At 34.4% G+C, this 25957-nt stretch carries 20 protein-coding genes and 1 tRNA gene; 14 read left to right on the top strand and 7 right to left on the bottom strand.

What is annotated here, in order from left to right; translation table 11 throughout:
- Positions 1–19 precede the first annotated feature (19 nt).
- Both istB and E0W69_RS03990 read left to right on the top strand, forming a co-directional pair.
- Positions 20–766, top strand: a complete 747-nt coding sequence (istB, locus tag E0W69_RS03995) for an IS21-like element helper ATPase IstB (protein ID WP_131328747.1) — start codon at positions 20–22, stop codon at positions 764–766.
- A 36-nt stretch (positions 767–802) separates the two neighbouring features.
- Complete coding sequence (locus E0W69_RS03990; protein WP_326521357.1) at positions 803–1603, top strand: SDR family oxidoreductase; 801 nt, start codon at positions 803–805, stop codon at positions 1601–1603.
- 108 nt (positions 1604–1711) lie between these two features.
- On the opposite strand, the gene E0W69_RS03985 is transcribed toward E0W69_RS03990, so the two are convergent.
- Positions 1712–2059 carry a winged helix-turn-helix transcriptional regulator gene (locus E0W69_RS03985; protein WP_131328745.1) on the bottom strand — a complete coding sequence of 116 codons (348 nt, stop codon included), beginning with the start codon at positions 2057–2059 and terminating at the stop codon, positions 1712–1714.
- Positions 2060–2132: 73 nt separating this feature from the next.
- Between E0W69_RS03985 and E0W69_RS03980 the strand changes: the two genes are divergently transcribed.
- The 4 genes from E0W69_RS03980 (at position 2133) to E0W69_RS03965 (ending at position 5338) form a co-directional block, all read left to right on the top strand.
- Positions 2133–2684 carry a dihydrofolate reductase family protein gene (locus E0W69_RS03980; RefSeq protein ID WP_131328744.1) on the top strand — a complete coding sequence of 184 codons (552 nt, stop codon included), beginning with the start codon at positions 2133–2135 and terminating at the stop codon, positions 2682–2684.
- A gap of 64 nt (positions 2685–2748) precedes the next feature.
- Positions 2749–3447 carry an NADPH-dependent F420 reductase gene (locus tag E0W69_RS03975; RefSeq protein WP_131328743.1) on the top strand — a complete coding sequence of 233 codons (699 nt, stop codon included), beginning with the start codon at positions 2749–2751 and terminating at the stop codon, positions 3445–3447.
- Positions 3448–3467: 20 nt separating this feature from the next.
- Positions 3468–4349 carry an SDR family NAD(P)-dependent oxidoreductase gene (locus E0W69_RS03970; protein WP_225321387.1) on the top strand — a complete coding sequence of 294 codons (882 nt, stop codon included), beginning with the start codon at positions 3468–3470 and terminating at the stop codon, positions 4347–4349.
- A gap of 212 nt (positions 4350–4561) precedes the next feature.
- The gene (locus E0W69_RS03965) at positions 4562–5338 is read left to right on the top strand and encodes a helix-turn-helix domain-containing protein (RefSeq protein ID WP_225321386.1); all 777 of its coding nucleotides are present in this window, start codon (positions 4562–4564) and stop codon (positions 5336–5338) included.
- A gap of 276 nt (positions 5339–5614) precedes the next feature.
- Here E0W69_RS03965 and E0W69_RS03960 read toward each other — a convergent pair whose 3' ends face one another.
- Positions 5615–6844, bottom strand: a complete 1230-nt coding sequence (locus tag E0W69_RS03960) for a site-specific integrase (RefSeq protein WP_131328741.1) — start codon at positions 6842–6844, stop codon at positions 5615–5617.
- Between the two features lie 322 nt (positions 6845–7166).
- Here E0W69_RS03960 and E0W69_RS03955 point away from each other — a divergent pair, with 322 nt between their 5' ends.
- From E0W69_RS03955 to E0W69_RS03925, 7 genes are all read left to right on the top strand, one after another.
- Positions 7167–8126: an FAD:protein FMN transferase gene (locus tag E0W69_RS03955; RefSeq protein WP_225321385.1), complete on the top strand. Its 960-nt coding sequence runs from the start codon at positions 7167–7169 to the stop codon at positions 8124–8126.
- Positions 8127–8236: 110 nt separating this feature from the next.
- Positions 8237–11074, top strand: a complete 2838-nt coding sequence (locus tag E0W69_RS03950) for a M16 family metallopeptidase (RefSeq protein ID WP_131328740.1) — start codon at positions 8237–8239, stop codon at positions 11072–11074.
- A gap of 98 nt (positions 11075–11172) precedes the next feature.
- Complete coding sequence (locus tag E0W69_RS03945) at positions 11173–11757, top strand: RNA polymerase sigma factor (RefSeq protein ID WP_191967958.1); 585 nt, start codon at positions 11173–11175, stop codon at positions 11755–11757.
- A gap of 80 nt (positions 11758–11837) precedes the next feature.
- Positions 11838–13025, top strand: coding sequence for a FecR family protein (locus tag E0W69_RS03940; protein WP_131328738.1), 1188 nt, complete (start codon positions 11838–11840; stop codon positions 13023–13025).
- A 16-nt stretch (positions 13026–13041) separates the two neighbouring features.
- The gene (locus E0W69_RS03935) at positions 13042–16278 is read left to right on the top strand and encodes a SusC/RagA family TonB-linked outer membrane protein (protein ID WP_131328737.1); all 3237 of its coding nucleotides are present in this window, start codon (positions 13042–13044) and stop codon (positions 16276–16278) included.
- A gap of 16 nt (positions 16279–16294) precedes the next feature.
- Positions 16295–17665, top strand: a complete 1371-nt coding sequence (locus E0W69_RS03930; RefSeq protein WP_131328736.1) for a RagB/SusD family nutrient uptake outer membrane protein — start codon at positions 16295–16297, stop codon at positions 17663–17665.
- Positions 17666–17670: 5 nt separating this feature from the next.
- On the top strand, positions 17671–18798 hold the full coding sequence (locus tag E0W69_RS03925) for a TlpA disulfide reductase family protein (RefSeq protein ID WP_131328735.1): 1128 nt from the start codon (positions 17671–17673) through the stop codon (positions 18796–18798).
- A 72-nt stretch (positions 18799–18870) separates the two neighbouring features.
- Here E0W69_RS03925 and E0W69_RS03920 read toward each other — a convergent pair whose 3' ends face one another.
- The gene (locus E0W69_RS03920; RefSeq protein WP_225321384.1) at positions 18871–20073 is read right to left on the bottom strand and encodes a peroxiredoxin family protein; all 1203 of its coding nucleotides are present in this window, start codon (positions 20071–20073) and stop codon (positions 18871–18873) included.
- A gap of 528 nt (positions 20074–20601) precedes the next feature.
- Positions 20602–20967, bottom strand: coding sequence for a winged helix-turn-helix transcriptional regulator (locus tag E0W69_RS03915; protein WP_131328734.1), 366 nt, complete (start codon positions 20965–20967; stop codon positions 20602–20604).
- Between the two features lie 101 nt (positions 20968–21068).
- Here E0W69_RS03915 and E0W69_RS03910 point away from each other — a divergent pair, with 101 nt between their 5' ends.
- The gene (locus E0W69_RS03910) at positions 21069–21815 is read left to right on the top strand and encodes an SDR family oxidoreductase (RefSeq protein ID WP_131328733.1); all 747 of its coding nucleotides are present in this window, start codon (positions 21069–21071) and stop codon (positions 21813–21815) included.
- Between the two features lie 291 nt (positions 21816–22106).
- Here the strand turns inward: E0W69_RS03910 and E0W69_RS03905 are convergent.
- The 3 genes from E0W69_RS03905 to E0W69_RS03895 form a co-directional block, all read right to left on the bottom strand.
- Positions 22107–22181 (bottom strand) — tRNA-Val (locus tag E0W69_RS03905).
- Between the two features lie 62 nt (positions 22182–22243).
- Positions 22244–23065 (bottom strand): purine-nucleoside phosphorylase, encoded by an 822-nt coding sequence (locus tag E0W69_RS03900; protein WP_131328732.1) that lies wholly within the window; start codon positions 23063–23065, stop codon positions 22244–22246.
- Positions 23066–23082: 17 nt separating this feature from the next.
- Positions 23083–25956, bottom strand: coding sequence for a 4-alpha-glucanotransferase (locus E0W69_RS03895; protein ID WP_131328731.1), 2874 nt, complete (start codon positions 25954–25956; stop codon positions 23083–23085).
- Position 25957: the final 1 nt, after the last annotated feature.

The raw sequence follows: 25957 nt of genomic DNA, 5'->3' as shown, positions 1-25957 counted from the left end.
AAAAGATAAAACAACAGATATGAACACAAACAAAGAATGCCTAGACAAAATGAGCAGCATGCACCTCAGTGGCATGGCCAGTGCTTTTAAATCCTATATCGAACAGGATGGCTCCAGTGGTCCAGGTTATACGCAGGATGAGTTGATCCATTTTCTCATACAATCGGAATGGGAGGATCGCAGATACCGGGCACAACAACGATCCATACGTAATGCAGGCTTTCGCTATAGTGCCCAACCAGAACAACTGGACTATCAAGGAGATCGTGGCTTGGATCGTAATCTCGTACAAAGACTATTAGAAGGTAGTTTTATCGATCAGGCGAGCGATGTTTTTATTACCGGTAGTACTGGTACGGGAAAAAGCTTTCTTGCTTCCGCCATTGGATATCAAGCTTGTATACTGGGATACAAAGTCTATTACGCCACTACTTCCAAATTAATGGCACAACTAAAAGTTGCCAAAGCCGAAGGTTCCCATTTAAAGGAACTTGCCAGAATAGAAAAGGCGCAGCTTTTCATTTTAGATGATTTTGGTGTGCAACCACTGGACGGAGCAGCAAGGAATCTCCTGTTGGACATCATTGAGGATCGACATGGTAAAAGATCTACAATGATAACCTCTCAATTACCTGTGGCAAAATGGCACGATATCATTGGCGAGAAAACGGTAGCGGATGCAATTTTGGATAGAATCGTACACCAAGCGATACGTATCGAACTATATGGTGAATCCTTGAGAAAGAAAAAGAGAATACAGCCGTAATGGTGCTGATTTAGATTTAGTAACTTTGCACTACAAATACAACATGTTCTTTGGATAATTTTTGGGCCATATTGCGATACTAAAAATACGCTTCTTCGAAAGCGTTTTTTAGGGGGTCAATTTAATTTTGGTATTAGGGGGTCAATTTCATCGGTTTTTACAGCTTTCATTGAAGAAGGCGCAATCGTATGGATTACTGGCAGAAGTGAAGCAAATCTGAAAAAAGCAGCAGAAGAAATCAATAGTCCAAATTTAAAAACAGTTGTATCAGACACTTCAAGCCTACAAGGAATCACGGTTCTGGAAAAGGCGATTGCAGAGAGCGGAATAAGGATCGACGTACTTTACCTTAATGCTGGAATAGCCATATTTGCACCTATTGCACAGATTACTGAGGCAGATTTTGATTCCCAGTTTAGTACTAACGTAAAAGGACCATTCTTTACACTTCAAAAACTGATGCCACATTTAGCGGATGGCTCTTCAATTATCTTGACGTCTTCAGGCGTTGCCACAGGCGCAGCCATTGCGACAGCGGCTTATTCCGCTACGAAAGCAGCACTGAACAAACTTGCCCATGTTGCGATCAATGAACTTGCAGACAGAAAAATCCGTGTAAACCTCATAAGCCCAGGCCCAATCCAAACACCTGGTCTTGACTCTGTGGCACCAGGTGACGCACTGGCTTACCTCGCCTCATCTACTGCACTACAAAGACTTGGCAAAGCCGAGGAAATTGCAAGTACCGTATTGTTCCTAGCGTCCAAGTCAGCAGCGTATATCAACGGTGCTGATATTGCTATCGATGGAGGATTTATTCAATATCATCTAAAATAGTCTCGTAAAGATTTCATTACTAAAGTCAAAAATGGTTCTACATTTTTGACTTTAGCCTTTACGGGTTAAATGTTATTTGATCTCCGCTTTCATGACTCATTATATACATTATTTTGCCATTACTCTCCTTCGATGCTTTAATCCGAAATCTATCAAGGCTTTCAAAACAGGCTGACTTTCGACTGCGTGTTCAGTAAGGGCATAAGAAACCGTTACGGGTTTTGTACAATTTACGGTTCGCACAATAAGTAGATTCTCCTCTAGTTCCTGTAATTCTTTTGATAGTACTTTTGGAGATATGCCTTGGGAGGTTTCTTGTAAGTCCTTAAACCGCATTGTGCCGTAATTTTGAAGATTGTGAAGAATACAGAACTTCCATTTTCCTCCCAACAATTCGATGGCATCTTTTAGTGCCAATATGGTTTCCTTGTCTATATTTTCGTTCTTATTTTTCATGTATAGTTACTTTCCTAAAGGTAATGCATAACAAATATAAAGTTGATACCTAATAGTTTTACAAAAAGAAATAATGAAAGTAACAATTGTAGCAAATGTTTCTGCCAATGGAAGGATTTTATTGTCAGATAACCCGTACTATCCATTGCCTCCAGAGGTAATGGGATTTTATCTAAAGATGGTAAAACAGATAGGAACTCTAGTAATAGGTAAAAGAACCTTTGAGAATTTTCAGCGTTTTCCAGAAAACATCAAGACTCTTTTTGAGGGAATAGAAATCATTGTATTGTCTAATAATTCAATAATTACAAAAAATTACAGGACTATCGAAAGTCCAGAGAAAGCTGTAGAATTTGCGTCTGCAAAAGGATTAACCGAAATCGCAATAGGAGGAGGAACAGATACATTTAATGCCTTTATAGAAAGTGATTTGGTAACGGACATTTATTTAAACGTCAATCCTTTAATTACAGGAGTTGGCAGTACGTTGGGGAACAGTAGTGAATTAAACACAAGGTTTTCACTTAAAGATTATAATGCAGTGAACGGTTTTATGCAGCTGCATTGGGTCAAGGAACAATTCGGCAAAGAAATTCCTAGATATGGCAAAATATCTGGTATGTAAAAGATAGAATTTTGCGGTTTAGCATTCCAAATGAATTAGGAATGTTTAAGTAAAAACAAGTAAAATGAAAATTGGAATTTTAAACACTGGTAACATCGGTGGCCGTCTTGCTAGGGCGTGGGCCTCTGCTGGACATGAGATCGTAGTAGCAAAAGATGGTGATGATAGAAAATTGGAGCCTCTGCTAAAAGAATTGGGAGGGAATGTCCGTCTTGGCACTATTAGAGAAGCAGCAGAGTTTGGAGAGGTGATTTTGTTTTCGGTATATTGGCCGAGGGCCGAAGCTGTGGTATATCTTGCAGGAGATGCTTTCGATGGCAAAGTCGTTATCGAAACAATGAATCCCTTGGCCGTTACAGAAAAATTTGAGCACTATCACGATTTGGAATTTATGCGTGATAATTCAACTGCTGAAGTCCTGCAAAAATTGATTCCCAATGCAAGAGTCGTTAAGGCGTTTAACCTGCTGGCTTCCCCACTCCTCGAAGCGGCTGCGTGGGCTAAATCATCTACCCAGCCGGGCATTTTTTATGCAACGGATGACCATGCAGCAGGACAGGTCACTAGAAAGCTAATTACGGACAGTGGCTTTAAACCTTTGAATGCAGGCCCTCTTAAGTCGGCCCGGACAATAGAGCAAGCTGGTATTCTTATTCACGAAGTTGCAACGCTTGAATACGGAGGGGGTGATTACCTCAATCGTTTGGCAATTACCATTGTTGAGGCAAATCCTGGTCCAGTATATCGTGATAGAGTGGTTTAATGAATTGTCTCAACTTCCTTTTGGCAAAGCAATACCTAAAAACGGCAAAACTTACAAATTGCGGAACGTTGAACTTTGTCTTAACAAAAAGAAAAAACAATATGTCAGAAAAAAACAGATCAGAAGATAATTTCAGCGGTAAAACTTTAGCCAACAAAACGGCACTTGTTACCGGAGGATCGAGAGGAATAGGACGTGCAATTGCGGAACAACTTGCAATAGAGGGAGCTGTAGTTGCCATCACCTACAATTCAGGCAAAGATGCCGCAGATAAAGTGGTTGCAGATATTGAAAAATCGGGTGGTAAAGCGTTTGCCTTGCATGCAAATCTGGTAGAGGCCAGTACAATACCACAACTTTTCGAAATACTGGATAAAGAATTAACCGAACGCACTGGCAGTAACTCATTGGATATTTTGGTTAACAATGCTGGGAATTCTGGTTTTGGAAACCTTTCAGATGCGACACCTGAGAGTTGGGACACTATGTTTGCCGTGCATGCGAGAGCCCCTTTTTTTATAGTTCAGTCTGCAATTGGCCGCATTCCAGATGGAGGACGTATCATCAATATATCGTCAAACTTGGCAACACAGCCACAGCCTCTTGTTCCGATTTACTCGGCGGCTAAGGCTAGCGTTAATGCGTTGACCCATGCCTTTGCAATGGAGTTCGGTGCACGTGGTATTACTGTAAACGGGGTTGCACCTGGTTGGACGCGCACAGACATGAATGCGGCCGTTCGCGAAAATCAAAACATAGTTAAGGCTATAGAAACCGACACCGCCTTGGGACGATTTGGAGAAGCTACTGACATTGCCGAAGTTGTCGTTTTTTTAGCGTCTGACAAGGGTGGATGGATTACTGGCCAGGTAGTCGAGGCAAGTGGTGGTTACAGACTGTAAAATCCTTAGTTGTTTTAACGAAATGGTTAAACCGGTAGCTTGCTATCGGTTTAATTTGTAAATTTATAAATATGAAAAAGACTCATCCCATTAATATCAGATCATTGTCAGAAATACATCGTGACCATGATCTTTCATCACCCCAGCATCCACTCATTAGCCTTATTAATTGGCCAAAAAACCGTATTCCCGAAAATAAGTTTGAGGGTTCTGTGCTATCGAATTTTTACAGGATCTCTTTTGGTAGTGGCTTGAGCGGCATGTCCAAATACGGGCAGTGTCACTATGATTATGCAGAAGGAGGTATGACGTTTATAGCACCCAACCAGATTATCGGCAAATGTAGTTATGAATTCGCAGAGCAATGGTCTATGTATACTTTACTTATCCATCCAGACTTTTTGTTGAAATATCCATTGTCCAAAAAAATCAAGCAGTATGGCTTCTTCTCCTATAATACAAATGAAGCACTTCATCTTTCTGAAAAAGAAAAAAATACGATAGTTGGCATTATGACAGAAATCGAAGACGAGTTAAACAATAGGATTGACGACCTTAGCCAAGATGTAATTGTTTCTCAGGTTGATCTTCTGCTTACTTATGCGAATCGATTTTATAAGCGACAGTTTATTACTAGAAAGGTTGTCAACAGTAATTTATTAGAAGAATTAGAAGGCATATTAGAGGATTATCTTACGACCAGCAAAACGCTAATCGAAGGAACTCCAACAGTTCAGTTTCTGGCGGAACAAATGAATGTATCTCCAAGTTACCTGAGCGACATGGTACGTTCACTTACAGGGCAGAATGCATTAAGCTTTATTCACCAGAAAGTCATAGAAGCTGCTAAAGAAAAATTGTCGACCACGAACTTGTCAGTAAGTGAGATAGCTTACGAACTTGGTTTTGGACACCCTTCTTCTTTTACCAAATTGTTCAAAGCCAAAACAAAGGTTTCGCCCTTAGATTTCAGGAAATCATTCAATTAAATCTGTATTGATCAAATTTTCATCCTCTAAAGACATATAAATACGAATAGGCTTTATATAGTCAGCACATATTATTCATTCAGTATTTAGGTTCTAACAAATCCTTATATAACTCATTTGCTAGCAAAACAAATCATTACTTTGAGTTCAGTTATTGTACACATATAAGTTCATAACTTGTACAATACTATACATACACATAAAAATTTCGCTACTTCATTTTAATATGTCACCCAATTAAGATTAGTTACCTCTTCATTATTTATAAAGAATTTTTTATTTTTTGAACTGCAAAAGTAAGTCGGTATTCTTATGTATAGCCTCGTTCTCGAATCCAGCAAGGTAGTTTTTTGTTGTTTTCAATGAACTATGCCCCAAAGCCTCACTTATGAATTCCGTCGACACTCCACTGTTTTTCAGAACTGTAGCAAAACTGTGCCTTGCACAGTAGGTTGTCACAGGCTTGTCGATACCTAGTTCCTTAGCTATTTTTTTCATGTGTTCGTTGACAAGGTGCACGACAAGTTGAATTTTGAGACGCTGTGCTTCTAATGACATCTCCGACTTGATCCATGGAAAAATGTACGAGTCAGGATGAATAGGCTTCTGACCCCATTTTTCTATGGTATTTTTCACGTCTTCTTTTATTGCCATCCTTATCGGCTCACTGTTGCTACGCCTTGAAACTATTGTCTTTGCCCGTTGAAATGCAATAAAATCGCCTTGTATGTCTTTGTATTTCAATAGACACAGGTCTTTCATGTTAAGCCCGTTACATAAGTATATGAAAATCCAATAATCTCTACTCATTTCGTCCATGCTTCCGGCTTCCGCTTCGTAATTGTATATCAATCCGATTTCCTCTACTGTCAGAGCTTTTTTGATATTCCTTCCGATAGGGACAACATATTTACGCTTACCGAAAGGATAGTCTAAGTTATCCATAATCCCATCCTCGATGGCTATTCTGACAAGCGCACGAAGAGCTCTGACATATATACTTACCGTAGTAATAGAATTACCTTGGGACAAAAACCATTGTTCATAGCTTTTTAAAAATTCAACGGTAATATGGCGAAATTTAAGATTGGGTTTGAATTTATGCAAGGAGACACATGCACATTGGTAGGAGGAAGCTGTACCTACCTGTCCGTTCTTCTTAAGCCTATCCACATATTCTTCAAATGCACCAAGTACAGATGTTGTTGGTACTGATTTTGGGAAAAATGCCGCTTCAAAAGCATGGTAAGAAAAAAAGGACAGCGTGTCGCAACAATGTTGCGCACGTATTTTGACATCGTTTGTTGAATTGAGCAATGACTTCAGTTTTCCCCTTACCTGTCTTTCCTGCATGGCCTTCCAATCTTCCAAACTTGTTTCGTAACCGGTGGAATAATATTTACGCTCACCTTTGTAAGTGATTCTTAACTTTAATGGATACAGATTGTTATCTTTAGTTCTTCTCTTGTCTGGGACAATTGAAATGATAGGAAGGGCTTGTTTCATGATGGAAAATTTGATACATGATTTGATACATGTAATGATAAATTAGATTATCGCTTTCCGAAACAAAGTAAATACTAAAAATACTCAAACGCAATAGGGTAAAGGGTTTTGTGAACTAACTATAAATAATTTAAAACAACTTGCATGATTGTTTTTCGGGCTTACAAGCAGAGGGTCACAGGTTCGAACCCTGTAGCTCCCACAAAAAAAGAGTTGCAACTATTGCAACTCTTTTTTTCTTTGCAAACTATAGTTATTTTTCTTTAATTATTTTCTAATTCAATAGCTTGTTTAAATTTACCCAATAATTGAATCCTATCCAATGGCACTATATAGCAAGTTAATCATCATTTCTAGTTTTCTTTTTTCAATAGTTCATGCACAAGTTGCTGTAAAAAAAACAGCGACTTTGATGGGCAGTAAGTTTACGATTACGATTGTATCAAGTGATTCTAGTCAAGCATTGCAAAATATACAATTGGTAGAAAATGAAGTCTCTCGCATTGAAGATTTAATTTCTGACTGGCGTCCTAATACCTATATTTCTCAGATCAATAAAAATGCGGGGATCACAGCGATAAAAGTACCATTAGAAGTGTATAATCTTACCAAAAGAGCTATTTATTTTTCCGAAATTACACAAGGTGCTTTTGATATAAGTTATGCCGCCATGGACAAAGTCTGGAAATTTGATGGCTCTATGCAACAAATTCCGGATAGTCAAACTATAAAAAAATCTATAGTCAACGTAGGTTACAAGCATATTATTCTTAACGATAACGATACAACTATTTTTCTCGAGAAAAAAGGGATGAAGATTAGTTTTGGTTCCATAGGTAAAGGATATGCAGCGGATATGGGAAGGCGATTAATGCTAGGACTTGGAGTTATTGGTGGTATTGTGGACGCCTCTGGAGATATAAGTACATGGGGGCGACAACCCAATGGAAAGTCTTGGGTGGTCGGTGTAACCAATCCATTTAAGCCGAATAAAATAAAGAAAATTATAACCTTAAAAGACTCTTCCATTGTTACTTCTGGTAGTTACGAAAAATTTGCACTTATAGATGGTAAAAGATATTCCCATATTATCAATCCTGCAACGGGATATCCTGCCACAGGTATCGTAAGTGTAACGATTGCTGGTCCAAGTGCAGAATTTGCTAATGGTTTGAGTACTTCAATTATGGTTTTGGGAATTGAAAAAAGTAAAAAATTATTGCAACAATTTCCTAATTACCACAGCTATATCATTTCCGATAAGGGAAAGGTTCATAATTAACTTGTTACTAGCCTATAAACTAGCTCGATTGATATATAGTTTTTTTTAAATGTGATATTATTAGTTATTTTCACAGAATTATACGTCCTTATACAAATGACTAAATTCAAATGAAAAAATTAAGATTTATTCTTCCTTTATTGTCTTTTGCTAGTTTAAATGTATTAAATGCCCAGACGCAACATGGCAATAATTTGAATACTTTACTTGCAAAAGATACTTCCGTATTGACCGGGAAATTACCAAATGGCCTTACTTATTATATTCAACCAAACGCGAAGCCCGGAAAAAAAGTAGAATTGAGATTGGTTGTTAATGCAGGTTCCATTTTAGAAAATAATAATCAACAAGGTTTGGCTCACTTCATGGAACACATGGAATTTAATGGTTTGAAACATTTTCCTAAAAATAAATTAGTAGATTATTTGGAAAAAATAGGTGTCGGTTTTGGCTCTGACCTCAATGCCAATACGATGTTTGACCGCACGTATTATATTTTACCGATTCCTACTGACAATCCGACAAATTTGCCTACGGGTATGCAAATATTGAGAGATTGGGCTGATGGTGCACAGATTTCTGATGCGGAGGTAAAGGCGGAACGTAATGTAATTCTCGAAGAATTGAAAATGAGAAATCGCAATGCTAGTATGAGAATGATGAACAAATATTTAAAAAATCTTTTAAATAATTCTCGCTATGCCGATAGATTACCCAGTGGATTAGATTCCATTGTTGCTAATGCTAATCCTCAATTGATTAGAGACTTTTATCATAGTTGGTATCGTCCAGACTTGATGGCGGTAATTATAGTTGGTGATATATCCAAACAAAAAGGATTGGCTTTAGTAAAGCAATATTTTAGTTCCCTGAAAGCGCCTAATAATGAGAAAAAACGGACTTTTTATGATGTATTGCCCTACACAAAAGATGATGCGCAGATCGTTACAGATAAGGAAGCAACTAGATATAATATAAATATTTCCTTTCCTGCTACGCAAAAAGATACTACACGTAATCTAGGTGATATCAAGCAAGATTTGATTAAAGATATTTTTAGTACTTGTCTGAATAAACGTCTTAATCTATTGGCGCAGAAACCAAATCCTTCATTTGGATATGCATCTGTAGATCTTGATGGATCTATTAGTGGCTTCGCTATTCAACAAAAGAATACGGAAATTGATATTGCGCCAAATAAGGACATCAAGACGAGTATTGATAGTGCGATGTATGCAATTTTGCAAGTTAAAAATTATGGACTCACGGAAAAAGAAATTCAAATAGTAAAAAATGATATTCTTTCTCAATATGAAAATGCCTATAATGAACGCGCAAAACAATATTCTGCTTCATATACTGACGCATACGCAGCAGATTTCATGGGTGGTGAACAACCCGTAGGTATTTCTAATTTGTACCAATACATAAAAGAACTACTTCCGACAATTACTACACAGGATATTAATAGTTTCGCTAAGACAAATCTTATAAATAGTCCCAATACATACACTTTGTTGACTGCACCAGATAGTGGAAATCTTGTATTGCCAGACTCTGTACAATTAAAAAACTGGGTAAATGAAGCAGAAGCGCAAAAAGTAAATCCTTATGTCGCTGCAGATTTTTCAGATAAGTTGATTAGTAATTTACCTGCTGCCGGCACTATCGTTAAAGAAGAAAAAGATGCTAAATTAAAGACAACCACATTTACCTTAAGTAACAAAGTAATGGTAACTGTATTGCCGACTACTTATCAAAATGATCAAATCTTGATGTCTGGTAGCAAACCAGGTGGCAGTAATGATCTTCCCGCATCAGAGAACTTCAACGCAACATTTCTTACGATGCTTTCCGGTATTATGGGATATGGTAATTTCACACCTACACAACTCAATGATTATTTAGCGGGTAAAAATGTAAGTGTTTCTCCAAACTTGGGAGATAATGTTATGGGGGTAAGTGGTTCATCTTCAGTGAAAGATTTGAATACATTAATGCAATTGACTTATTTGACATTGACATCACCTAGAAGAGATACTTCATTATTGGACAATTTTAAAGATAGGGTAAATCAAATCTTACCAAATCAATCAAAAGATCCAGACGTTTTATTTAGCGATTCTGTCAATAATTTTTATTATCATCGTAGTCCATTTGCGCCAATCGTACTTCCTACTGTTGCGCAGATTAATGCACTAAATGCAGATACTTTAGTTCATTTGTATAAATCTTTATTTAGTACAGTTGATGGTATGCATTTTTACTTTGTCGGTAATGTTAATATCGATTCTTTGAAGCCTTTATTATGCCAATATATAGCGACTTTGCCTACAGATGGTAAGATTGGTTCTTTGTATGCAGATAATCATTTACGCCCAATTGAGGGTACGCATAGATTAGATTTTTACAAAGGAGAAAACCAAAAAAGTAATATCAGTGACAAATATTATGGCAACATTAAATTTGCTGATGATGCTAATTTGAAAGCTGATTTATTAGGACAAATCTTAACCATAAAAGTTACAGAAATATTGAGGGAAAAACTAGGATATATTTATAGTGGTAATGTAAGTGCAGGTATGTCTCAATATCCTTATAGTAATTATTCTTTGGAGGCAAATCTACCTTGTGATCCTAAAAATGTGGATAATATTTTAAAAGCCTATGATGGTATTTTAAATGATATGAAAACAAACGGACCATCTGATGTTGATTTGGCAAAAGTGAAAAAAACAACTTTAGAAGGTTTTAAAGATCAACAGACAAGCAATGGTTATTGGTTAAGTGTTATTAAGGCAACTACATTCTTTGATAAAAATCTAGATTGGTTATTAAAGTATCCCAAAGAAGTGGAAAAAGTAACCAAAGAAGATATTAAAAAAATTGCGCAACTATTAATCGCAAATAACCATTTTACATCAATTTCTTATCCAGACAAAAAGTAATTAGTTAAACATTCATTTTTAAAGGTAAAGCGTAAAATCGCTTTACCTTTTTTTATCATAATTAGTTTTGTTTATTTTTACAAACTAAAAACTACATATTGGCTTCAATCGATCGACATATTTTAATTCAAATCTCTGAGGGAAATGAAGTTGCATTCAAGATTTTGTATGAGGAGTATGTAGATCGACTTATTGCTTATTTAACCACTATTATTAAGTCTTCTACCATTGCCGAGGAGATTGCCATGGATGTTTTTACAAAGATCTGGCTAGGTAGAGATTTACTTCCAAAAATAGAAAATACAGATGCATTTTTCTTTCGAATGGCCAAAAATAAAGCGATTGATTATTTTAGATCGATTGCCAATAAACCACATTTACAAGAAACAGTATTTGAAAATCTTAATTACCATTTAGATAATAGTAGTTCGGATGATTTGATCCGTCAAAAGGAATTTGAGAAGGAATTAATTGTCGCTTTAGATTTATTATCTCCACAACGGAAAAAAGCCTTTATATTAAGCCGTATTGAAGGTCTTTCACAAGAACAAATTGCAGAAAAATTGGGTATTTCCAAGGCTACGGTCAATAATCATATCACAGATGCAAGGAAATTTATCAAAGAATATTTAATAGAACATATTGATATTCTGACGATTATATATTTTATCCATAAAATTTAAAAAAAAATTCATAATAATTAGTTAATATGAACGCATATCTCGTCTTGTTATAAGATGATTCATATTTAGATTAATTATATATGGAAAATTATAAAAAAAATAGTCAAGAACTACTAGAAAAATATTTTAAAAATCAGATTTCAAAAGAGGAATTTAGTCTTTTGATGCAAGAGATTGCACAAAATACTATAGATTATCAATCATTAGATGGTTTATGGGAAAACAGTTCGACAAAATTATCTAATCACAATAAGGAAAAATTATTTGCCTCTATTTTACAAAATGCCAAAACTGTTTCTGAAAAGAGACAAATGCGTACAAAAAGAAGCAAACGGAATACTTTACTTCTCTCTACTTTAGGCATTTTTATAGTAGCAATAGTTGGTGTTTTTCTTTTTCAAATAAATAAGAAACAAACAAAATTTTTAGCAACTATACACGCTGATTTATTACCAGGAACAAATGCATCAGTACTTACGAGCCCAAATGGAAAAGTGATACAACTTAATGCCACAGCACCGACGAGCATTGTGGATGAATATGACTCTATCGTAAATTTACCCAAAGACGGATGGATAAAATTCTTACCTATAAATAATTTATCCAAAATCCAGCCGACCGTATATAATACGATTACTACACAGAATGCAAATACTTATAAAGTCACGCTACCAGATGGAACTATAGTTTGGTTAAATGCTTCATCTAAACTACAATTTCCGGTTGTATTTAAAGAAAAAAATAGAGAGGTTAATTTAAGTGGAGAAGGTTATTTTGAAGTAACTAAAGATGCGAAACATCCATTTATAGTTCATACGTCACACCAAAATGTAGAAGTTCTGGGGACGCATTTTAATATCAATGCTTACGATAATAATCCTGATGGAATAACTACAACTTTACTTTCTGGAAAAATAAAACTCACAGATAATAATATCAAGTCTTTATCGGCAATACTATTACCTAGTAATCAAATATCAATTCAACATAATCAAGCAAGTGCAATTAGAGAAAATATTGATACTACAATAGTTGTCGCTTGGAAAAATGGATTATTTTCATTCGATAATACGCCTATTCATGAAGTATTTGGACAAATAGGACGATGGTATAATGCCAAAATAATTTTTAAAGATCCACTTCCCAATAAATTAATTACAGGTCAAATATATAGAAATACAAAAGCCTCTGAGGTTTTAGAACTATTGAAATATGAAGGTATTCATTCTAAAATTGAAGGCAACTCCATCATCGTCTCCACACATTAAACTATAAAACTAAAAAATGAAAAGAATTCTTTTCTCTTGTGTTTTTTTATTGGCTCTACTTTGTACTATTACATTACATGCGCAAAAAATTTCACTTAATCTGAAGAAAGCAACCTTACCAAAGGTTTTGAATGAGGTTACAAAACAAACTGGTTACGTATTTATTTATGATCAAAACGAAATCGGTAAAAGCAAAATTGATATTCAATTAAAGGATGCAACTTTACAAGAAGTATTTGCCTATTGCGAAAAATTTTACCACATAACCTATAAAATTATTGGAAAAAATGTAGTCATAAAACGGAAAATTGAGGAAGGCGAGTTTAAGTTAAATGGCACCATTTCCACTGAAAACAATACGGAGTTACAAGATGTTTCTATATATATGCCGAGACTACAGAAATTTGTTTTTTCTGATGGAGATGGAAATTTTAGTATTCCTGACGTAAAAATTGGAGATTCAATCACATTAGCATTAGTTGGTTATAATGAATTAGCAGAAGTGGTAGATAATTCGAAAATGTTATTTTTCCTAACCAAAAAATCCAATGATTTAGAGGATGTGCAAGTCTTAGCTTATGGACAGACAACAAATCGCAGATTAAATACGGGATCTAGTGTAAAAGTTACTGCAAAAGAGTTGGAACGTACTGCAACTTTAGATCCGGTACAAGCATTACAAGGGCGTGTGCCAGGATTGGTAATTACGCCTAATAGCGGTCTAGCAGGTGCCAATTCTACCATAACTTTAAGAGGCGAAAATTCAACAAGTTTGGGTAATAATGGAATTAATTCTTACAATAAAGTCAATACACCATTATTTATAGTAGACGGAATTCCATTTAATAATAATTCCCTTACTAACATCGGAAATTCATATCAATATGGATATCAAGAAAGTCCCTTCAAGTCTATTGATCCCAATAATATAGAAAGTATTGAAGTCTTAAAAGATGCGGATGCTACGGCTATTTACGGAGCTAGAGGAGCCAATGGTGTAATATTAATCACGACTAAAAAAGGTAGAAAAGATGGATTAAATTTCAATCTTAATGTTGGAACTACCATGCAACATATACCTAAATATGTCAAAATGTTGAATACTTCCCAATATTTAACATTGCGCAGACAAGCATATGCAAATGATTTGGCAGATGGTAATGTATTCGAACCGATGGATGCAACGAATTCTCCAGACGTATTAGCATGGGATACAACTATTAACCACAATTGGGCGAAAGAATACTTTAATAAATGGGCACATTTGAATACAGTTGACTTTTCTGTCAATGGTGGTAATGCATATAATAGTTTTTCTGCATCCGCTAGTTACAACAATCAGACAACTATATATAATAGTCATTCAGGAATTGATCGAGGAAGCTTTATGTTGACAGGTAACCACTCGTCCAAAGATGGTAAATTCAGTATCAATGCGATGTTAAGTTATAGTGTGGATAGAAATAGAGTAATTCCTATGACTTTGGATAATTTTATCAACTTGCCACCCGACTTTAGTTTGTATAAAAGTGATGGTTCTCTTAATTGGGATTTGGCGAATAATAATGGTAATCCTATCGCTTCGCAAATGAATACCATGCGTAATCATACCAAATCCTTCAATAGTAGCTTTAATCTGTCTTATGAAATATTGCAAGGACTCTCTTTTAAATTAGATGCAGGTTACAATTGGATGTATTTGAATGAATATGGAGAAAATCCTATTGCAGCTCAAGATCCTTCTGATGGCGGTATTACGGGTTCTGCTCAAAAATCGTTTTCAAAAAATTATACCTTAAATGTTGAGCCTCAATTAAACTTTGAAAAGTATGTAGGAAAAAATCATTTTTCCGTTTTACTTGGAGGGACTTATATGAAAACATCTACTTTGCAAAATGCAGAATATGCAAGTAGTTTTACGAGCGATGCAGATTTGAATGATTTTTCCAAAGCGCCTGCAATTAACTATACCTACGCAGAAGGAACATACAAATTTCTTTCTGGATTTGCAAGAGTAGGATATGATTTTGATAGTAAATATGTTATTAATCTAACAGGTCGTAGAGATGGCTCTTCAAGATTTGGCCCTGGTAAACAATATGGAGATTTTGGATCAATCGGTACAGCATGGAATTTTTCTGATGAAAAGTTTTTTGAATGGATGAAGCCTATTGTAAGTTTTGCGAAACTTCGAGGTAGTTACGGTATTACAGGTAGTGATCAGATTGGCGATTATCAATATTATATCAATTATAATTTTGTTTACTCCCCTTATCAAAATCAACTAGGATATTATCCTCAGAATTTATACAATTCTGATTTTCAATGGGAATCTACTAAGAAATTGGATATAGGATTAGAATTAGGATTTTGGGATAATAGACTGTACTTTACTGGAGACTATTATAGAAATGTAACAGGAAATCAATTAACAGGCTATCAATTACCAGACTTTACTGGGAAAGATCAAGTTATGGCTAACTTAGGAGCAACAACGCAAAATACGGGTGTCGAGTTCACTCTTCGTTTTGATGAAATAAAGTCTAAAAATTTTAGTTGGACAACTAATTTTAATATGTCGATTGCGAGAAATAAATTATTGAGTTTTCCAGGTTTAGCCACTTCTGGTTATCAAACACAATTTTTTCTTGGAAAACCGATTGATAATATTACGGGATATACTAATGCGCATGTCAATCCTGCTGATGGCTCTACAATTGTCGATGATATTAATAAGGATGGAACTATTACTGTGGAAGGTGATTACGGCTATTTGGGTAGTCAATTACCTAAATATACAGGAGGAATAGAGAATACATTCACATATAAAAATTTAAGTTTAGATGTATTCTTTACTTTCAAAAATCAAGCATATGCGCAAGTTTATAGCTTCCAACAAGGAACGACATTCAATCAACCAGAATTAATCTGGGGCAACTATTGGCAAAATCAAGGAGATGAAAAGAAATTTCCCAAGGCTAGCACAATAACTACTAACAATAACTTTTATTTGTTCAACACATCCTTAGCATCCTACTATTCAGGTTCTTATTTAAGATTACAAAGTGCAACAATAAATTATAGTTTACCCAAAAATTGGATTAAACGATTTGGATTTACCAAGTTCGATATTTATGCCATGTCTAATAATTTGTTCACTTTTACGAGTAATCCAGGATTTGATCCAGAAACAGGTATGAGTATGCCCAACCTTCGGTCATTCACATTTGGCATCAGAACTTCTTTTAAATAATTTAAAAGCATAAAAAATGAAATTATTCAAACTATATATATATATCGGATTACTTATTGTTACAATAAGTTCTTGTAATAAGACTTTGGAAGTTACACCAAAATATATTCTCAATACAGAAAAGGCATTTGCAAATGATTCTATGGCGGCTTTGCAAATGGCGGGAATATATGCACAGTTCACTACAGGAACAACGGAACTAACTACAGGTTTTAATCTTGATTTAGGGCTTGTTTCTGATGAACTAATGCCGGCTGGTTATAATGCTACAGCAGGTTCCTCCGCATTTATACTTTATAATTATCAATTAAGATCTCAAGATGCGTCAACGAATACTTACTGGACTGATGTTTATAATTTTATTTATGGCGCCAACTCAATAATAATAAATGTTGCCGCATCATCAGGTATGACAGATGCATACAAAAAGCAGTGTACAGGAGAAGCGCTTGCTTGGCGTGCATTTTTTTATTATTATTTAGCTAATTTTTATGGAGCGGTACCATACGTTACAAATGGGGACTATAATCAAACTAGATTTTTGAATAGAACTTCTGTAGATAGTATTTTTCAATATTGTATTAGCGATTTGAAACGAGCAGATTCCTTATTAAGTGAGAATTATCCAACAGAAGGTAAGTTTCGTTTTAATAAATCAGCGGCAGATGCGCTATTAGCAAGAGTTTATCTTTCGTCGAGTGACTATCAAGGAGTTATAGAAAATGTAAATAAAATATTAGCCACGGGTGATTATAGTATGTCTACATTGGATAATATGTTTAATGCAGATAGTAAAGAGACTATTTTGCAAATCTGGTCGCAAATTAATTACACATCAATAGGAAACACTGCAAATTATGATTCTTATATTTCCTACATGGCTACGATTGGAAGTACTGGAAATCTATATGATGATTTTAGTAATGATGATAATAGAAAACAAAGGTTTCTTCGTCAATATGATGATACCACATATTTAGTAAATAAATACCAAAATAATGGTTTTGACTTAAATACAGATATTACAGAATATGAAATTATGTTCAAATTAGATGAATTGTATTTGAGTCGTGCGGAGGCTTATGCACGATTAGGCCAAAATAGTGCCGCATTGGCTGATGTTAACATGATAAGACAACGAGCAGGATTAGAAGATTTAGACGCTTCACTTTCTGGTGATGTGTTGATCGATTCTATTCTAGATGAAAGACGTAAAGAATTATGTTTTGAGTGGTCCGATCGATGGATTACTTTAAAACGTACAGGAAAAGTTAATGCAGTTCTTTCTCAATTCAAACCAAATGTTTGGCAATCCTATCATCAGTTGTTTCCTATTCCATTAACAGAAATTCAACGCTCATCCATTACTCAAAATCCTGGTTATTAATTTATATGAAATCAATTTTAATAACTATAGTTTCCATAGCTTTTATAGGTAATTATAGTATTGCACAAAAAAAGCAAAATAATGTATTGGTAAGTGGTTCTGTTACGAATGGTAAGATTTCATACTTGATATTTAACCGTTATACAGTGGATAATGTTTTCGCAGATACTATTAAGGTAAAGAATAATCTTTTTTCATATCGACAAAGCGTAGATGAACCTCAATGGACAAATGTTGAGATCCCCGAAATTAAACAACAAGGTTTGGATGACTTTTCTTTTTTTATGGAAAAAGGTACCATAAGCATTGAATTAAATGCCAATTCTATAGGAAAATCATTTGCAAAAGGAACATTAAACAATGATCTAAGAACTGCTTATTTAAATAAAAACAAAATACTTTTAGATAGCATTTCAGACTATACTTTACAATATTTGAATATTGAAGATCATACTTCTGCAGATGATGCAGCTCAAGATTCCTTAATGTATTTAAATGATAGATTAGATAAATTAGGAACTGTAAAAATGCTTTTAGATAGTGAATATGTTACAAAATATAGTGATACTTATTTCGCTCTTTCCTTATTGAAAGATGAATTGAAAAATGGCATCGCTATTGAAACTGCACAACCTCTATTTGACAATTTAGATAATAGTTTGTCAAAGACTATGTTGTGGGCAGAGGTGAATAAAACGATTACGCATTTGTTGCAATATAAAATAGAAAATAAGGTTACGGATTTGAACGCGCTAGACTCCTCTAATACTGCAGTGAATTTGCAAAATTTTTATAAAAAAAATAGCTATACCTTAATTGATCTATGGGCAAGCTGGTGCATACCTTGTCAGCAAGAATTTCCATATTTAAGAAATGCTTTTGCAAAGTATAAAAATCAAGGCTTCAATATTTATGGTTTGTCTATTGATTTTACAAAAGATGCGTGGATGAATGCCTTAAATAGACTCAAATTGCCATGGTTAAATGTCAATCAAGGTCAAAATTTACCAGATTTCTATATGGTTTCTGGAATTCCATTTAATGTTTTAGTTGATTCAAATGGCCGAATTGTAGCTCGTGATCTTCGAGGGGAAAAACTATCAGAGACTTTAACTCGATTATACAACAAATAATATTCCTACTCAAAATAAAAAACCCTCATTGAAATTCAATGAGGATTTTTTTTATTTTATAGTAAGGGTAAACTATAAATATTTAGTCAATGCTTCGTCCAATTCTGCACCTCTTAAATTTTTAGCAATTATTTTACCGGAAGGATCAATTAAGTAATTAGTGGGAATAGATGTGACCGCATAGTCATGGGAAACCTTTCCATCCCAACCTTTTAATTCGGATAATTGAGCCCAATCTAAGTGATCGTTTTTTACAGCATTTAACCAATTCTTTCGATTATCATCTAGTGATACACTGATTATCGTAAAATTTTTACTTTTAAATTTATTATAGGCGCTAACTACGTTTGGATTTTCAGCTCTACATGGAGCACACCAACTAGCCCAGAAGTCCACCAATACATATTTACCTTTATAGTCTGAAAGCGAAACTTGGTTGTTTGATGTATCCTTCAATGTAAAATTAGTTGCAATTTTTCCTATTGCATTAGTACGAGCACTTTGGATCAGGTTTTTAATATTAACAGCTGTGGGTAGTTTTTGTATTTGTGGTGATAGGCTATTAAGCAAATATTCAATCTTGTCGAGATGATTATTGTTATACACTAAAGTAAGCACATACAAGCTCACTGGAGAATTTGGATGGTTTATGATGAATGGATAATCGACTTTAGCGGCCTCAAATGAATCACTAATTATTTGTTGGTATTCCATTCCAATCTTTTTTATTTGTACGGAATCTTTGGTCTTAGCAACTTCTTCGTATTTTTTTAAAACTGGATCTATGTATATTTTTACATGATTATTCAAAATGTTGATGTAATTGTTATAGTCATTTTGATAATGATTAGTTTGTTGTAGTACTAAACTATTGTTTTTTAAATCAATTATATTATTTCCTGGAGTGCAGTAAAATTTCATTGTTAATATACTATTGGGGTCGATTTTTTTCTCGTAAGAGTTAAATACATTTACATCTTTATCATTTGTAGGTATATAAGAAATCTCAACAATACGTGGTTGCCCAAGTGTTCCTTTGATTAAAATATTTGTTGAGCTTTCCTTTGATACAAATTTTTCGATATTGTTTTCTGCGCTATCAAAACTTATAGAAAAAAAAGCTCCTTTATTTGCAATAAAATTTTTATTAATTTGAATTGAATATTTTCCGTGTAAAGGAATTGTAGGAATATATTTATTATTTTGGCTATAAGTAGTAATAGATAAAGTTAAAATGAAAAAACTTAAACTAGCCTTTTTAAAATTGAATTTCATAATCAATATTTTATAAAAGACGCTAATAAACAAGATTATAACTAATGATAAATACTAAAAAATAAGGTCCATTTTAAGATTTCCAAAACTAGTTTATATAAGTGAAGTTGCTCCTATTGATTGGTGGTGCACAGCTTTGCATATCTTTTTTTATGGTAAATTCATTCTATCTATTTAAATAGTTCAAATTGATAAAACACTTAATTAATTCACGAAGCTCTTTACCCTATAGATTTTAAGCAGTTTTAGTGATTTTTTTATTTGGGAATGTAATGACCTAATTCTTCATTACATATGGCACATCATGTATCATAATTTTATATTATGAAGAATGCTATTCCAATAATTTCCATTGAACCTAACTACAGACAAAGTTAATGTAACGATGTATATCCATTAAAGCTAAGAATATCCTTTAAGCGCTAGTGTAAATATTATTCAATTGATAAGGAAGTTAGCCTTGAGGATTGGGAAATCATGGAAAAAATAATGTTATGGGTTCTCTCATTACCTCCACCTGAAGTTTGTTTACTTATCCTCATTTCCAATAATCATTTTACGATGCCGAATTCCCCAATCAGTAAGATTGTTTATGATGGTTTTTAAGGATTTTCCGTGTTCGGTAAGATTGTATGACACCGAAATCGGCTGTGTATCCATTACAGTCCTTTTGATTAGTTGGTTGATTTCCAGTTCTTTTAATTCTTTACTCAACATCCTGTTGGAAATACCTTCTATATCATTCAATATATCAGAGAAACGTCTATTGTTATATAAGCAAATCGAGGATAAAATGTTAATTTTCCATTTCCCATTTAGCACGTCCATTGCATCTTGAATCGCTCGAATTTCTTTTTTATGTAGTTGCTTTTTCTCGCTTTTTTGCTGCTCCATATTGTTACTAGGTTACACCGAAGTTACTATTATTTTTAGGTACGAAGTTACTAAAAATAACAAACAATAAATACATTTGCTATAAATTAAATAATATCTAAATGAATTTCAAAAACAAAAACATCGTAATTACTGGTGGTACTACAGGAATAGGATTTGCAACTGCTCAGGCTTTTATTAATGCCGAAGCGAATGTGTGGATTACGGGAAGGAATGAATCGAATTTGGAAAAAGCGGCAGCAAAAATCAATAGTTCAAACTTGATAACTGTCCTAGCTGATACATCAAATATGTATGGAATTAATGCGTTGAAAGAAGAAATTGTTTCAAAGAAAATACTAATTGATACTTTGTATCTCAATGCAGGAATTGCAGTTTTTTCAGGTATCGAAGATGTAATTGAAGCGGATTTTGATGCTCAATTTAATACCAATGTAAAAGGACCTTTTTTTACAGTTCAAAGTCTTTTACCTTATTTAAATGAAGGGGGATCAATCATTTTTACATCTTCTACAGTAGCTACTGCGGCCAATTTAAATTCTAGCATCTACGCGGCTACCAAAAGCGCGTTAAATAAAATTGCTCAAGTTGTGTCCAACGAATTAGTTGACCGAGGTATTCGTGTTAATGTTGTAAGTCCAGGGCCAATAAAAACTGAAGGGTTTGACAAAGTTGTAAAAACTGAAGAAGCCAAAACTCATTTAGCCTCTTCGGTAGCTTTAAACCGGTTGGGAAATCCTGACGAAATTGCAAGAGCGGTTTTGTTTTTAGCCTCAAACAATGCGAGCTACATCACAGGTACAGAGCTCTTAGTTGATGGAGGTTATACAACATTTGCTAGACGATAAAAATCATTTTTGATTGTAATCTCCTATAATTTCAGGGGCAGTTTTTTTTAAATCCACTGATAATAATTATTTCATTGACGAATTAATAAAGGTGCATTTAAATATTATTGAAGGGAATACTAAGATTAGAGTTTGCAAAAATATAATACTAGCTAAAAGTGCCTAGAAATATCATAAATTGCAATGTTGTAATATTTATAATAATTTATTAAAATGAAGATGATTTAATATTGATTTATTATAGTTTGTAAACAAAAAAAAGAGTTGCAATAGTTGCAACTCTTTTTTTTGTGGGAGCTACAGGGTTCGAACCTGTGACCCTCTGCTTGTAAGGCAGATGCTCTAAACCAGCTGAGCTAAGCTCCCGTTGTTGGGAGTGCAAATATAGGGGGCTGATTTTGAACTACAAAATTTTTTCTAAAAAAAATTTACAATTGTTCGATTAAGCCTTTAAATATGGCTGTCATCTTAGGTTCAGCAGCATTTGCGGCCGCTAAAACTTCTTCATGGGTAATCTCATCATCATTATCTCTGATCCCCATGTCTGTAACTACACTTAGTGCAAATACGTCAATACCCGCATGTCTAGCAGCAATCACTTCTTGTACTGTACTCATACCGACAACGTCACCGCCTACGGCTTTAATCAATCTATACTCCGCATGCGTTTCAAATGTAGGCCCCGTTACGCCCACATACACACCTTCTTTTAAATCATATCCAAACTGAGTTGCTAAGTCTTTTGCTTTAACAATTAATGCTTTATTATAAGGTTCGCTCATATCAGGAAAACGAGTACCTAATTCTTCTTCATTGGGACCAATTAGTGGATTTACAGTAAAGAAACTTATATGATCTTTGATAATCATCAAATCACCTACTTTAAATGAGGTATTCACGCCACCACTCGCGTTAGAAAGAAATACAGTGGAAATCCCCAATAATTTCATTATTTGAATGGGGTAAATGATCTTACTTGGTGCATAACCTTCATAAAAATGAAAACGTCCAGCCATTGCAACAATCGTCTTCCCTCCTAGTTTACCGAAGATTAATTTTCCTTGGTGACCTTTTACTGTACTTACAGGAAAATTGGGAATTTCCTCATAAGGGATTTCTACCTCTACATCTATATCTTTTGTAAGATTTCCGAGTCCACTTCCCAATACTACGCCGGCAACTGGAGTTTCTGAAAATTTCGTTTTTATAAATGAAACCGTTTCATTTAATCGATTCATTAATTCTGACATAATTCTAATTTTGATCTTTAACGTGCGCAAAACTGCAAAAGATTTTGAATCTTTTGGCAAAAACTGCTATTTTTTTGTAAATTTTCGATAGTTAGATGCATCCGGTATTGCCAATAAAAATTGGGAACCTCTGGCCTGTTAATTATATCCGCTTCCATATTTGAATTGGTTAGATCAGATTCTAATCCAAACAAATCTTGTAATAAAAATATAGCCCATATCGCTGGAGATTGTAAATGCATCAAGATAATTTGCTCCGACAAAATAGATGAATATTGAGTAGGAACGGTTCCTGACAATCTCAATTCTTGATGATAATATTGCTCTTTTTTTAACGCGTCTAACGAAGTATACCAATTGCGTAGTGGCAAAGTATCATGTGTGGAAGGCATGACAACATTCAAATAAGAAACACTTAAAGGAGACTCAAACAAACGCTCTGGTTGCGTGGACATACGCTCAACACGCAGACCAAGAATTCCCAAATTTTGCATTACGGAAGGCACAATAGAAGGTACCATGCCTAGGTCTTCACCACAAACCAACATATTAGAAGCATCTTTCAATAATGGTAATTTTTCCAAGCCTAATTTTTGCCATAATTGATTTTGTCTTTCGTAGAAATATTGATTATGCAAATGATACAATTTATCTTTTTCATAGGCACTTAAGGCCTCGTAAGATTTGGTCTCAAATAACTGAAAACGACAATGATATATTTGTGGCAAATGGATATCTTGAATCAATATAACATTGGCCAGAAGCGATAATAATTCTGTTAAAATCCATTGACTATTATCCGTAACCTCTTTCGTTTTAAAATATTCTACGAGCTTTTTTTGTGTGTCCAAATGCGACTTAAATCGATATAAATCATCCCATTTTTGATCTAAAAATTCTGCCTTTATAGTTTCTTTTTGTTCATAGAAAGTAACATCTAAAATTGTCTCAGAAATAAAGGGTTGACAATATCTTTCGTAATCGAAATGAATTCCCCATTGTAACAATTCATTTTCCGAATATCCTAAAGCTGGTTGAAAATAACCTAGTAATCCTTGCGTATTAGCAACAGGAATCGACCAAATACGGAAAAATCCAAGTATATGATCTAGCCTTATCGCTTGAAAATATTGGGACATATGTGCCAATCGACCTCTCCACCATTGAAAATCATCTTTCCCCATATTTGCCCAATTATAAATTGGAAATCCCCAGTTCTGACCAGCTTTAGTGAAAAAATCTGGTGGTGCACCTGCTTGCATTTCGACATCAAACAAATCAGGATTTTGCCATACATCTACGCTATGACGATCCACGCCAATAGCGATATCTCCTTTTAAGACAATTCCATTTTGCTTGGCAATCTCGACAACAGAAGACAATTGGCTATGTAAAATATATTGGATAAATACATAAAAATCAATTGAAGTACCATCGCTTATATATTTTTTTTCAAATAATTCATCCGAATAAACGCTAGCATTTTCCCAAGTTTCAAATTCAACACTTTGTTTCTGATCTCTTAAAGTACAAAACAATGCATAAGACTTGAGCCAAAATTTATTTACCTCATAGAATTGCTTAAAATCTGCGGATGCGAATGTCGTTTTCTTCTTTATTGGGAATATATATTGTAGCGCATCCATCTTTAGTCGAAAAACAGATTCATAGTCCAATTTTTCTAGTGCATTTAATCGACATCTCTCCTTCTCTATTTTTTTTAAATAAGCAATATTCTTTGCCGATTTTCCAAACAAAGAAATAATGTCTACATAAATAGGATGCAATGCAAATACGGAAATTGCAGAATATGGATAAGATTCTTTCCAACCGCCTAATTGCGTTGTATCATTTATCGGAAGCAATTGCACCAGTTTTAAACCTGCGTTTTTACTCCAAAAGATAAATTTTTCCAAACCCGCAAAATCACCAATTCCAAAATCACACTCTGATCTAATACTAAAAAGCGGAATATTGACACCTGCGCCTTTCCAATGATCTGAAGCAAATCGGAGAAATCCATCATTTTGAACAACTGATATATCCGAAAAATTAAAACTATATCTGTTTTCTCCCGTTTCGACTTGTTTTATTTGTTTGGTTTGGGTATCGTAAACGATGTATTTGTAATGAAAATGTGCTGTTTCAAGAGGAAAATTAACTGCAACTTTCCACAATTTTTCTTGTTGATCATAGGCCATTGGAAGAAATCCGCCTTCTTTCCATGCTCCCAAATTATCAGCATCTCCCCAAATTCCAACCGCTTCATTTTCCGTTAAAATGGGTGCATTTATTTGAAAAAAATGGGTCGCTTTCGTTGTGCTTTTGGGCACAACATCGTTCCAATTCTTCTTATGTAGCAATACATCAAAAGCTGCGGTTTCAAAAGTATGCGCAAAATAGCCAGCATAATCCCAATAATCTCTTATAAATATCTGCGTATTGGTAAATTTATCATTAGTGACCGTTTTCGGTTTAAAGTCATTCAAAAAACTACCATCTTTTTTCTTTATATGATATTGATAAGTAATACTTTCAGGTATTTTATCCCATTGTATTTCTTTGGTACATTTCCAATACTCACTATTTTCAAATTGCATTAATTGAATCGCCGAGTCCTCAGTGAACCCACTTACATCTGTCAACCAAACAGATTCTCCATCTTCTGTATGATAATTTAGTTGAAAAGTAAGAAAGTAAGTTGGCTTTACTTTATCAATAGGTTTGGATGCTTTTTTGGGTATTCTTTCTTTCGCTGGCGCTTTTTCCACAGCGACAACTTTGGTTACAGTCTTTTTTGCTACAACCTTTTCTATTTTCTTGGGCTTTACCTCTTTTTTTATAGGAGATGCTTTGCTAGATGTCTTCGAGTCAACATTTGCCTTTTTCATT

It is taken from the genome of Rhizosphaericola mali, from assembly GCF_004337365.2.
Lineage (GTDB): Bacteria > Bacteroidota > Bacteroidia > Chitinophagales > Chitinophagaceae > Rhizosphaericola > Rhizosphaericola mali.
Note: the sequence above shows the minus strand (reverse complement) of the source record. Positions and strands in the feature narration are given on the sequence as shown.